Consider the following 11,177-nt stretch of genomic DNA (forward strand, 5'->3'; position numbering starts at 1 on the left):
CTCGTCGAGACCGGCGGCGTCGACCCGACCCGCCAGCGCCGCGACCAGCCCCTCGTCGGCCCGGTACTCGGCGGTCCGGTGGCGGACCGTCTCGATTCGGTCGGCGGCGACGCGGACCTCCCAGACGACGTGGCCGTTCGCACCGGGGCGGACGATCGGCACGCCGTCGACCACGTCTCGCGCTCGGCGTGGACGTGGCCCCCGAGGACGAGGTCCACGTCGCACCGGGCGACGAGTTCGTCGTCGCCGCTGCCGAGGTGTGAGAGCGCGACGACGAGGTCCGCGCCGTCGTCCCTGAGCGCGGCGACCGCGTCGGCGGCGGCCGCGTAGGGGTCGGAGAAGCCGACGTCGGCCGCCTCCGGGTTGATGGTGCCGGTCGCCGGGTCGGTGACGCCGAAGAAGCCGAGGGTCAGCCCGTCCACCTCGCGGATCGTCCGTGGGACGCTCCCCTCGTCGGCGGCGAACCGGCCGCCGTCCTCGCCGTGGACGTTGCTCGTGACCCACGTCGGCCGACTCGCGGCGACGAGTTCGCGGGTCCGGCTCGGCCCGTAGTCGAAGTCGTGGTTGCCGAACGTTTCGAGGTCGGCGTCCACGGCGTCGTAGAAGTCGAGCGCCTGTCCGCCGCGCTCGACGAGCGAGAGGACGCCCGGCGCGGTGTTGTCGCCGGTGCCGACCACGAGCGTGTCGTCGCCGTCGAGGGCGCTGACGCAACCCGCGAGGCGGCCGGCGCGCTCGGTGTCGTCGAAGACGTTCTCGATGTCGGAGTAGTGGAGGAGCCGAGGCATTCGCTTCTCGAATGTGGCGGTGCGGGCGGATAAGAAGCCGTCGGGACGGCCCGCGCCGTCGACGCGGGCCAACCCGAGTCAGACCGACGCGGGCCGGTCTCGACCGGGTGAGCGTCGTCTCTACTCGCCGTCTTTCCCTTCGAGTTCGAACGCGACTTCGACCTCGGCTTGGTACTCCCGGGTCTCGACGGACGCGAGTTCGACGCCGAGTTCCTTTACCTCGACCCAGTGGACGCCCGCGAGCGTCTCCTCGGCGCGGTTAATCGCGTCGTCGACGGCGGCGTCGAAACTCTCTGCACTCCGACCGACAAGGGTGATTTTCTTGAACACCATCTCGTCGGACCCTTCGTCTTACTATCACAAATAATCGTCCCTGACTCGGCGGCGAGGCGGGTGGGAAAAAGGAGGTGAACGGGACGGACGGAGCGATCCGCGGCGCGTCGTCGCGGGACTCACTCGTCGGGACGGTACGAACGAGCGGTCTCGGCGCGCGCCGCGACGAGCCGCCGACCCCACGCCACGGCCGACGGTTCGTAGCTCACGACCAGCGCCTCCGGGCCGCCCATGTGGTCGTAGACGACGACCGTGACCGAAGCCGTCGTCGGGCGGTCCATGACCACGACGCCGAACCCCGGTTCGTCCTCGACCGCGGAGACGCGGACGCCGGCGTCGACGATGGCGTCGAGGCCGTCGGGGTAGCGCTTCGAAAGCCAGTCGAGGGACTCCGCCGAGAGGACGAGCGTGGCGCTGTCGCCGAGCCGCGCGAGCTGTTCGCATGCCTCGGGCCAGATGCTGAACAGGAACGGGCCGTTGAATCCGGTGAGTGTCGTCACCTCACTGATATCGAAATCGAGCGGGGCCCGCTGTTCCATCTCCGAAAGGTTGCTGGTGCAGACGACCGCGTTGCGGAACAGTGAGGGCGGCGGACTGACCGACTCGGGAAGGCGGTCGAGTAGTGGGACCGCGTCGAGCACGTTCGCCATCGATCGGAGCGCCTCGTCGTGTGTCTCCAAGGCGACGCGACCCGCGCTCGTGGCGACGAAGCCGCCGTTCGATCGCTCGACGAGTCCGAGCCGGACGAGGCGCTCGACGCCGCGGTCGACGGTGGACCGAGAGACCGAGAGCGCGCGGACGAGGTCGGCCTTCGAAAGCGGCTCCGACGAGAGCGCCTGGAGGAGTCGACGGCGGCGGCCGACCGCCTCGAACGCGTCGGCCGCGTCTCCGCCCTCGTCTTCGTCCTCGTCACCAATCCAACTCGACATCGGTATGAACGTCTCAGGGCGTACACAAATGTATATCGGGACTCCGGATATTCACCCGTATCCGGGAGGGACCGGGCGAACCGACGACCGTGTCGACGTGTCAACGAGGTGTCGATTCGAGCCGTTTCTGCAACGCGCCGACTACGTCGGAGAGGTGTGCGGTCCCCCAGATAGCGACGATAATCCCACCGACGGCGTCGAACACGAGGTCGAGGAGCGTGTCGTCGAGGCCGTACTGCGTCAGCACCGACCCGGTACCTGCGAGCGCGGCGACCCCCGAGATAGCGAACTCGATGACCTCCCAGAAGACCCCGAACGCGAGGACGAAAAGCAGGATGAACACGAACATGAACCGCGGCGGCAGGTAGATGTCCGCCGTGTGCTCGTCGACCGCGCGGACGGTCGCGTAGCCGGCGGCCGCGACGACCGACGACGACAGCGCGTGCGTGAGGTGGTCCCACCACCAGACGCCCGCGTAGAAACTGGTCTCCGAACCGGGGAGGCCGACCGTGCCGAGCGCGTGGAGAAACGCCGCCGAGGATATCCAGAGCGTCAGCCCGGCGTCCATCGGGATGCGGTAGTCACGTTCGAGTAGCGCCGGGAGGTAGGTCACCCCGAGCCCGACGAGCGCGTTGACGACGATGCCGAGGTTCCCGCGGTCGAGGCCGATGAAGACGAGCCCGACGAGGACGACCTGCATCGCCCGCGAGAGCTGGCGCTGGCGTCGCGCGTCGATGTGGAGGTGCGAGCGAATCCTCACGACGACTCACCGTCCTCCGTCGCGGAGTAGTCGTCCATCTCCGCCGGATTCACGTCCTCGGCGACATCCGCCACCTCCTCCGGGAGCCGCTTACGCGACCCCGCCCGGCGGCGGAAGTAGTACTCGAACAGCAACCCAGCTGCGAGGCCGGCGACGGTGGCGGCGACGAAGTCCCACATCAGCCCGGTCTCGATGACCTCGTCGGGGCGGCCGTTCAACAGCAGGCGCGTGCCGAGGTAGAGGTCCGAGAGCCACTGGACGACCGCCCAGACGCCCGCGGCGGCCATCGTGGCGATGACGACGAAGAAGACGGCGAACGAGTGGTTCATCCGGACTGGCGTGAACACGTCGAGTTCGACGGCGACGATGAGCGCGATGGCGGCCACCGCGAGATACGTCGAGACGCGGCCGGTAAAGGTCACGCCGCCGATGGTCTGGCCTCGAACGAGGACGCGAGCGACGAGCGGGAGCGACGCGAGCGCGACGACCTCCCACGGGAGCATCGCTCGCGGCTCGCGGAAGGCGACGGCCGGAACGACGGTGACCGCGGCGACGACGGCCGCGAAGCCGCCCCAGACGAGGTCGCCGCCGGTGACGACGCTCCCGATGGCGACGGCGACGAGGAACCCCACGAACAGCCACGCAAGTACCGCGTTGAGCCGTCTACTCCGGACGAATTGCGCCAGCTCCGTCTGTGCGGCCTGCGACATGCTCGTCCGTTAGCGACGGGCTGAGAAAACGTTTGGGCGAAGACGCCCCGTTTCGATTACGTGTTCGTCCCGTGAACGACCTCGTAGTCGTTCCCACCACCGTTCGACACGCCGATGATTGCCCACTCGTATGGAAGGTCGATACCGCGAAGCCGCTCTCGAAGCGCGCTGATGTGGTCGTCCCACGTCACGAAGCAGCGGAACCGATACGGTGTCTCGGTTCCGCCGTCTGCGAGCACCGGACGGCATTCGGTCGCTTCGCGCGAACTCAGTGCGGTCACGTGGACCGTACGCCACTTGCGTTCGGCCAGCATATCGGTTCCGTCGCCCGAGACGGAGTAGCCGAGCCGGCCGAATATCGACCGAGCCTCCTGAACAGGAGGCATCGAAGCCTGGGCCATGCACGTCTACGTACACCCGCACCCCTGATAAAGATTGCCACGGTATGGCATGCCAATAGTTGACGAACGGTCGCGCCGGGCGCTCGACTACTCGTGAGCGGCGTCCCACTCCTCGGGCTTTCTGACGTTTCCGCAGTTGTTGCACTCGATGCGGGCCATTGTGTCCATCGCGGTGTCGAACGAGTCGCAGTTACCGCAGAGGTACCCCCAGCGGTTCTCGGCGTCTTCGGTCGAGTACACGACGTAGAACGGTCCCTTCGAGCCTCGCTCTGGCTCGTCGGTAGCGACGAAGACGGTCTTGCCGCTCGATACGGTCTGGGTCTGGAGTTCGGCCATGCCACCGATTGGCGCGGGGGTGGCTTAAGAAATTGGTCCCTACGTCCGGAACGACTCGCCGCACCCGCAACTGCTCTCGGCGTTCGGGTTATCGACGTGGAAGCCCGCGCCCTGCAGGCCGCCCTCGAAGTCGAGGGTGGCGCCGCCGATGTAGTTCATGCTCGCGGGGTCGACGAACACGCGGAGGCCGTGCTGTTCGACGACCGTGTCGTCGTCTTCCGGTTCGTTGTCGAAGCGCATCCCGTAGGACAGCCCGGCGCAACCGCCCTGCTGGACGAACAGCCGGAGGCCCGCCACGTCGGTGTCCATCGATTCTCCTTCGAGGAGGGAGACGGCTTCGTCCGCGGCCGCGGGCGTGACCGCAACCGCCACATCGCCGCCGCCACTCGCGGATTCCGTGCTCATACGCCCCACTATACTGTGGGAACGGTTAACTGTGGCGCAGGCGGAACCCGGAGCCGCCCCGGTAGGATGCGACTACCGGGTGCAAGTCGGCGGAAAACGAGTCGAACGAGCCGCGTTCGCTTACTCTTCGAACCGCTCGCGGACGCTCTGAGCGTGCGCGTCCAGCCCTTCGGCCTCCGCGAGCGTCGTAATCGTCTCCGAAAGCTCCGACAGCCCCTCGCGGTCGAGGCGCTGGACTGTCGTCGAGCGGAGGAAGTGGTCGACAGAGAGCCCGCCCTGCCGCTTTGCGCCCCCACCGGTCGGGAGGACGTGGTTCGTCCCGGAAGCGTAGTCACCGGCCGCGACGGGCGTGTACGGGCCGAGGAAGACGCTCCCCGCGGAGTCGATGCGGTCCAACAGCGCCTCGTCGTCGTCGGCCTGAATGGTCAGGTGCTCGGCGGCGTACTCTTCGGCGAATAACACCGCCTCGGACATCGACCGCGCGAGGAGGACGCCCGACGCGTCGCTTTCGAGCGCGGCCTCGATAGTCTCCGTCCGCTCGCGCTCGCCCGCCTGTCGTTCGACCTCCGCGACGACTTCTGCGGCGAGGTCGGCGTCGTCGGTGATGGCGACGACCGACGCGTTCGGGTCGTGTTCGGCCTGCGCGACGAGGTCGGCGGCGACGAACCGCGCCTCGGCGGTCTCGTCGGCGACGACGAGCACCTCGGAGGGGCCGGCGAGGAAGTCGATGTCCACGTCGCCGCGGACTTCGGCCTTCGCCGCCGTGACCCACTTGTTGCCCGGCCCGACGACCTTCTGGACGGCCTTCACCGTCTCCGTGCCGTAGGCGAGCGCGGCGATGCCCTGTGCCCCGCCGACCGAGTAGACCGCGTCCGCGCCCGCGACGTGCATCGCGGCGAGCGTGACGGGGTTCATCGGCTCGGCGGGCGGGGTGGCGACCGCGACGTGTTCGACGCCCGCGACCTTCGCGGGGATGACGCCCATCAGGACGCTCGACGGGTAGGCGGCGGTGCCGCCGGGGGCGTAGACGCCGACCCGGTCGAGCGGGCGGTAGCGACGCCCGAGTTCGCGGGTGCCGGCGTCGCCGAACTCCTCGCGCCAGTCCTCGGGGACCTGCTTCCCGTGGAACTCGCGGATGTTCGCCGCGGCAGCCTCGATGGCCTCGCGCACGTCGTCGTCGATTTCGTCGTAGGCGCGCTCGGCGGCGTCGGTCACGTCGATGTTGCCGACTTGGACGCCGTCGAACTCCGTTGAGAACTCACGGACCGCCACGTCGCCCTCTCGGCGGACGCGCTCGACGATGTCGCGCACGTCGGAGCGAACCTCCTCGACCCCGGCGTCCCGCTCGAAGAAGGCACGGCGGGCGTCGGTGCCGAGGTCGGCCAGTTCGCGAACCTCGATGTTCATACCCCGGCTTTGCGGCCGGCGCGAAAAGACGTTGCGGAAGCGGTGGAGCGGCGCTCGCATCCCGCGCCGCGGCCTCGCGCAACCTACGCCACGTCGCGCTGTTCCGTGTAGGTCAGCGTTCGGTCGTCGGTCTCGATGGTCGTCTGGACCGTAATCCAGCCGTCGGCCTGCCGGACCGCGAACGCCTCGGAGTACGACAGTTTGACGCGCTTCGTCGTCGTGTACGACTCGCCGGCCGCGAGGTCGCCGACCGCTTGGGACCCGCGCCAGACCTCGTCGTCCGGGTCGGTGCTGTTGCCGACGAAGATGCGACTGTAGACGGTGACGCCGGAACTGTCGGCGTCCTGTTGGTTGGTTATCGTGCTCGTCACGTCGCGGCACGTCTGACCGCACTTCTCGATGTTGTCGACGACGACGCCGAACGGCGGCACCGACTCGCTTTCGGTCGCGTCGCCGTCGTCGCTGCTGTCTCCGCTGTCGCTGTCGCTGCTACCGCTGTCGCTGCTGTCGCTCCCGCCGCTGTCACCGCCGTCGTCGTCGGGCGGTGCGGTCGTCTGCGTGGGGAACGGTTCGTCTGACTCGGCGTCGTCGTCCGAGAATGGTCCGACACCGGTCACGAACGCGGCCGAGATGCCGGCCGTGAGGAGGACCAGAGCTGTCGCGGCGACGAGGAGTGTGCGTCTCATATGAAATGGAAAGTCGGGTTTGACGGGTGTCGTTTAGCGCAGTTGTCGGCTACCGACGGGTCGCACTTAGTTACGCACCCGAAAAGTCGTTGGCGCGGTCGCTTAGCGTGTCCCCAAGCGACCCGTCGAGGGCCCCGTTCAGGAAGTCGCTAACGAGGTCGTGAATATCCGAGACGAACTCCGGAACCGGGCCGGGGAGTTCGCCGGGCGGCCCCTGTTGGCCGGCCTCGGACGCGGGGGACGAGTCGCGTGCGTTGTCGCTCGGTGCAGCGGCGGCGACACCCGCAGTCACGACGAGGACGGCGAGCGCGATGCCGGCGAGGGTGAGTCTACGTCGGTTCATGGTGAATCGCTTCGGTCGCCACTCACGGAGCGACGCTCATGAATACGGGACACCGTGGTGGGCGTTTTGCGTCGGTTTCGCCGAATTTCGCCGCGGTTCGCGTCGAATTACCGCCGGTTAGGGGCCGCTACTGACCCAACTGCTCGCGCATGGCGGCGAACCCGACTTCGGGGTCCACGTCCGCGCCCTGCGCCTCCAGCGCCTCGCCGAGGGCGGTCAGGAGGAACGACACGTTCTCCGGCCGCGCCGAGTGGCCCATACAGCCGACGCGGAAGATGTCGCCCGCGAGCGCGCCGAGGCCGCCGGCGATTTCGAGGTCGTAGTGTTCGAGGACGTAGTCGATGGCCGCGCCGGCGTCCACGCCGTCGGGGACGAGCACCGCGTTGAGGCTCGGCAGCCAGTACTCGTCTTCGGGGTTGAGGCCGAGGCCCATCGCCTCGACGCCGGCTTTCAGCGCGCCCGCGACCCGCCGGTGGCGCGCCCACCGCTCTTCGATGCCCTCCTCGGCGACCAGACGGAGCGCCTCGCGGATGGCGTAGACGTTGGTGATGGGCGCGGTGTGGTGGTACGAGCGGTCGTCGCCCCAGTAGCCCTCCAGCAGCGACAGGTCGAGGTACCACGAGCGGGGCGGCTCCTCCCGCGAGAGCACCTTGTCCATCGCGCGGTCGTTGAGCGTCAGCGGGCTCGCGCCCGGCGGACACGACAGACACTTCTGCGGGCCGGAGTAGGCCACGTCGATGCCCCAGTCGTCGACTTCGAGTTCGACCCCGCCGAGCGAGGTGACGGTGTCGGCGACGACGAGCGCGTCGTGGTCGTGGGCGATGCTCGTCAGTTCGGGGACGCCCGGCTGTTTCACACCGGTCGAGGTCTCGGCGTGGACGAACCCGAACACGTCCGGCTGGTGCTCGTCGAAGGCGTCCTGTACGTCCGCGGGGTCGAGCGGCTCGCCCCACGGCGCGTCCACGTGGACGACCTCGCCGCCGGCGCGCTCGGCCATCGACTCCATGCGCCCGCCGAAGTAGCCGTTCGTCGGGACGAGCATCGTGTCACCCGGTTCGACGAGGTTGCCGATGGCGGCCTCCATCGACGCCGACCCGGTCCCCGAGACCGGAATCGTCCACTTGTTGTCGGTGCGGAACGTGTAACGCATGAGTTCCTGCACCTCGTTCATGATGTCGATAAACGACGGGTCGAGGTGACCGACGAGCGGCGTGGACATCGCGCGGAGGACGCGCGGATGGACGTCGCTCGGGCCGGGGCCCATCAGCGTGCGATTCGGCGGGGTGAGTTCGCCGACATCGGGTGCATCGGACATGGTCTGCCTTCACCTGCCACGCAAACCGGCAAAAGGGATGTGATTGCGGAACGCCGTGAACCGGGGTCGGCGCGTGACCCCGACCCGTGGAACTCCGGCCGGCCGGTTGAGTGCTTCGAGTAGCCCGCTCAGCCCGACAGCGCCTGTGCGACCTTCTCTATGGGGTGCGGCGGTCGCCGCGCCGCGTCGTCCCTGTCTTCGAGTTGCGTCCGACACGACGCGCCGGGGGCGACCACCTCGTCGCCCGGGCTCTCGTCGACCTGTTCGAACAGGATGTTCCCCATGGCCTTCGAGAGGTCGTAGTGTTCGGCCTCGTAGCCGAAGCTCCCGGCCATGCCGCAACAGCTCGAATCGAGCGGGTCGACCTCGTAGCCGACCCGCCGGAGGACGCCCACCGCGTGGTGGTCCTTGTTCAGCGCCTTCTGGTTGCAGTGGCCGTGGTAGGTGAGGGAGCCGAGTGAGCCGCCGTCGGCGACTGCGGAGGCGACGGTTCCGGCCGCGCCGTCGTCGTCGGCCGAGCGCCCACGAACCGGGAGGGCCTCGTCCAGTCGGTAGGTGTCGAGGAACTCCATGACGCCGTAGGCGGCCGCCGCGACGGGCGCGACCGAGTCGTCCGGTAGGAGGTCGGCGTACTCGTCTTGGAACATCACCGCGTCCGAGGGCTCGACGAAGACGACCGACCAGCCGTTTTCGACCGACGGCCGGAGCGTCTCGACGTTGTGGCCCGCGCGCCGCCGCGCGAGGTCGAGGAAGCCGCCGGAGTAGGCGGCGCGGCCGCTCGGCTCGACGCCCTCCGCGAGTCGGACGTGGACGCCGGCGGCCTCCAGCACGCGAACCGCCGCCTTCCCGATTTCGGGCGTGACGTAGTTCGTGTAGGTGTCGGGAAACAGGAGGACGCGGTGGTCGGCCTCCGCCGCCGGCACGCGGGGCCGTCGCGCGTCCATCCACGATTCGAGCGTGTCGCGGGTGAACGACGGGAGCGACCGGTCCGGGGCGACGCCCGCGAGTCGCTCCATCGCGGCCCGCGCACCCGGAAGCTCGGCCGCCCAGTTCGAGACGGGCGCGAGAGCGCTGCCGACGCCCGCCAACCGGTCGATGTTGGCGAACAGGCGCTCGCGGATTGACGCGCCCGCCTCGATGTGGTGGGCGTGTTTCACCTCGGCTTTGAGCTTCGCCAAGTCGACGCCGGTCGGGCAGTCGCTCTTACAGCCCTTACAGCCGACACAGAGCCCGAGGACCTCCTCTTGGAACCGGTCCGAGTGAATTTCGTCTTCCGGGAGGTCGCCGCTGATGGCCGCGCGGAGCATGTTGGCCCTCCCGCGGGTCGTCTCGACTTCGTCCTTCGAGGCGCGGTAGGTCGGACACATCGTCTCCGACCCGGTCTGTCGGCAGGTGCCGCAGCCGTTACAGAGTTCGACGAGGTGCGAGAAGCCCCCCTCGTCCGAGAAGTCGAGCGTCGTCGCGGGCTCGATGGACTGGTAGGCCGCGCCGTACCGGAGGTTCTCGCGCATGTCCGCGCCGACGCCGCGGTCGCCGTCCGGGCCGGGGTCGTCGGGGCCGTCGCGGTAGACGACGTTTCCGGGGTTCATGCGCCACTCGGGGTCGAACGCCGTCTTCAGTTCCTTGAACGCGCCCCAGAGTTCGGGGCCGTACATCTTCGGGTTCCACTCGGTCCGGGCCATCCCGTCGCCGTGCTCGCCCGAGAAGGCCCCGCGGTGGTCCAACACGAGGTCGGTCACGTCGTCGGTGATGGCGCGCATCGTCTCGATGCCCGCGCCGTCTTTCAGGTTCAGAATGGGGCGGATGTGGAGCGTCCCCGCGCCGGCGTGGGCGAAGTACGCGGCCGACGTGCCGTGGTCTTCCAGCACTTCCTCGAACGACTGGACGTACTCTGCCAACTCCCCGGGCGGGACGCTCGCGTCCTCGATGAACGGGTAGGGCTTCGGGTCGCCCGGCAGCGACATGAGAAGCGGTATCGCCGCCTTGCGGAGCTTCCAGAGGTCCGCCTGCGCCTCGGGCGTGTACGCTTCGATGGCTTCGAACGCGCCGCCGGCGGTGTCGTCGGCGTCGTCGGCGTCATCGCCCGCCGCCGGCACGTCATCCGCCGCCGACTCGGCGTCGCCGTCTCGCAGGAAGTGCTCGTTCGCCTCGCGTATCACCGCCTCGAAGTTGTCGTGCAGTTCGGAGTCGAACTCCAGCATCAGCGTCGCCGCCGTCCCGTCGGGAATCTCCTCGACGTACTGGGCGTACTCGCTGGACTCGGCGGCCATCCGCAACACCTCGTCGTCCATGAGTTCGACCGCGCTGGCGTCGAAGTCGAGCGCGTCGGGGACCGCGGCCATCGCCTCCACGAGGTCGTCGTAGGCGTAGAGGACGAGCGCCGTCTCCTCGGGAACCGTCACGAGAGACACGGTGGCCTCGACCACGACGCCGAGGGTTCCCTCCGCGCCGACGAACAGTTTGGAGAGGTTGATAACCGTCTCGCCGTCGTCGGTCTCGGTGACGACCTTGTGGAGGTTGTAGCCCGACACCGACCGCTTGAGGCTCGGGTACTTCCGTTCGATTTCCTCCTCGTGGTCCTCGACGAGGCCGAGAACAGTCCGGTAGAGATGGGCCTCGCGGTCGTCCTTCCCGACGATGCGGTCCCATTCGTCGCTCCCGACGACCACGTCGCGGGTGTGGACGACCGACCCGTCGGCGAGCACGACCCGCAACTCCTCGGTGTAGGCGTCAGTAATGCCGTAGCGGACCGAGTGTGCGCCCGTGG

12 protein-coding genes and 1 pseudogene are annotated in these 11,177 nt (G+C 68.6%); all 13 read right to left on the reverse strand.

Annotated elements, in window-relative coordinates; translation table 11 throughout:
* A pseudogene (locus NKF06_RS17445) lies at nucleotides 1-785 on the reverse strand (metallophosphatase); the annotation flags it as partial.
* A gap of 120 nt (nucleotides 786-905) precedes the next feature.
* A complete protein-coding gene (locus NKF06_RS17450) occupies nucleotides 906-1,118 on the reverse strand; it encodes a dodecin (protein ID WP_004969446.1) in 213 nt (70 codons plus the stop codon).
* A gap of 119 nt (nucleotides 1,119-1,237) precedes the next feature.
* On the reverse strand, nucleotides 1,238-2,047 hold the full coding sequence (locus NKF06_RS17455) for a MarR family transcriptional regulator (RefSeq protein WP_253246136.1): 810 nt from the start codon (nucleotides 2,045-2,047) through the stop codon (nucleotides 1,238-1,240).
* A gap of 100 nt (nucleotides 2,048-2,147) precedes the next feature.
* A complete protein-coding gene (locus NKF06_RS17460; protein WP_058828357.1) occupies nucleotides 2,148-2,807 on the reverse strand; it encodes a hypothetical protein in 660 nt (219 codons plus the stop codon).
* Nucleotides 2,804-3,517 (reverse strand): hypothetical protein, encoded by a 714-nt coding sequence (locus NKF06_RS17465; protein WP_253246137.1) that lies wholly within the window; start codon nucleotides 3,515-3,517, stop codon nucleotides 2,804-2,806. The genes NKF06_RS17460 and NKF06_RS17465 overlap by 4 nt, the downstream gene beginning before the upstream one ends.
* A 56-nt stretch (nucleotides 3,518-3,573) precedes the next feature.
* Nucleotides 3,574-3,918, reverse strand: a complete 345-nt coding sequence (locus NKF06_RS17470) for a hypothetical protein (RefSeq protein WP_004974708.1) — start codon at nucleotides 3,916-3,918, stop codon at nucleotides 3,574-3,576.
* 87 nt (nucleotides 3,919-4,005) lie between these two features.
* The gene (locus NKF06_RS17475; RefSeq protein ID WP_004042840.1) at nucleotides 4,006-4,254 is read right to left on the reverse strand and encodes a DUF5816 domain-containing protein; all 249 of its coding nucleotides are present in this window, start codon (nucleotides 4,252-4,254) and stop codon (nucleotides 4,006-4,008) included.
* Between the two features lie 39 nt (nucleotides 4,255-4,293).
* Nucleotides 4,294-4,659, reverse strand: coding sequence for an iron-sulfur cluster assembly accessory protein (locus NKF06_RS17480; RefSeq protein WP_058828359.1), 366 nt, complete (start codon nucleotides 4,657-4,659; stop codon nucleotides 4,294-4,296).
* Between the two features lie 120 nt (nucleotides 4,660-4,779).
* Complete coding sequence (gene hisD / locus NKF06_RS17485; protein WP_253246138.1) at nucleotides 4,780-6,066, reverse strand: histidinol dehydrogenase; 1,287 nt, start codon at nucleotides 6,064-6,066, stop codon at nucleotides 4,780-4,782.
* Nucleotides 6,067-6,149: 83 nt separating this feature from the next.
* Complete coding sequence (locus NKF06_RS17490; protein WP_253246139.1) at nucleotides 6,150-6,752, reverse strand: hypothetical protein; 603 nt, start codon at nucleotides 6,750-6,752, stop codon at nucleotides 6,150-6,152.
* Between the two features lie 70 nt (nucleotides 6,753-6,822).
* On the reverse strand, nucleotides 6,823-7,095 hold the full coding sequence (locus NKF06_RS17495) for a hypothetical protein (RefSeq protein ID WP_058828362.1): 273 nt from the start codon (nucleotides 7,093-7,095) through the stop codon (nucleotides 6,823-6,825).
* Nucleotides 7,096-7,222: 127 nt separating this feature from the next.
* A complete protein-coding gene (locus NKF06_RS17500) occupies nucleotides 7,223-8,359 on the reverse strand; it encodes an alanine--glyoxylate aminotransferase family protein (RefSeq protein WP_253246141.1) in 1,137 nt (378 codons plus the stop codon).
* Nucleotides 8,360-8,538: 179 nt separating this feature from the next.
* The coding region (locus NKF06_RS17505; protein ID WP_253246140.1) for an FAD-linked oxidase C-terminal domain-containing protein at nucleotides 8,539-11,177 on the reverse strand (2,639 nt) is incomplete at its 5' end.

The sequence above is a fragment of the Haloferax sp. AB510 genome (assembly GCF_024136985.1).
Lineage (GTDB): Archaea > Halobacteriota > Halobacteria > Halobacteriales > Haloferacaceae > Haloferax.

Coding starts and splice junctions, on each gene's coding strand:
- NKF06_RS17450 (WP_004969446.1), bottom strand. CDS start 1,118: ATGGTGTTCAAGAAAATCACCCTTGTCGGTCGGAGTGCAGAGAGTTTC.
- NKF06_RS17455 (WP_253246136.1), bottom strand. CDS start 2,047: ATGTCGAGTTGGATTGGTGACGAGGACGAAGACGAGGGCGGAGACGCG.
- NKF06_RS17465 (WP_253246137.1), bottom strand. CDS start 3,517: ATGTCGCAGGCCGCACAGACGGAGCTGGCGCAATTCGTCCGGAGTAGA.
- NKF06_RS17470 (WP_004974708.1), bottom strand. CDS start 3,918: ATGGCCCAGGCTTCGATGCCTCCTGTTCAGGAGGCTCGGTCGATATTC.
- NKF06_RS17475 (WP_004042840.1), bottom strand. CDS start 4,254: ATGGCCGAACTCCAGACCCAGACCGTATCGAGCGGCAAGACCGTCTTC.
- NKF06_RS17480 (WP_058828359.1), bottom strand. CDS start 4,659: ATGAGCACGGAATCCGCGAGTGGCGGCGGCGATGTGGCGGTTGCGGTC.
- hisD (WP_253246138.1), bottom strand. CDS start 6,066: ATGAACATCGAGGTTCGCGAACTGGCCGACCTCGGCACCGACGCCCGC.
- NKF06_RS17490 (WP_253246139.1), bottom strand. CDS start 6,752: ATGAGACGCACACTCCTCGTCGCCGCGACAGCTCTGGTCCTCCTCACG.
- NKF06_RS17495 (WP_058828362.1), bottom strand. CDS start 7,095: ATGAACCGACGTAGACTCACCCTCGCCGGCATCGCGCTCGCCGTCCTC.
- NKF06_RS17500 (WP_253246141.1), bottom strand. CDS start 8,359: ATGGGCCCCGGCCCGAGCGACGTCCATCCGCGCGTCCTCCGCGCGATG.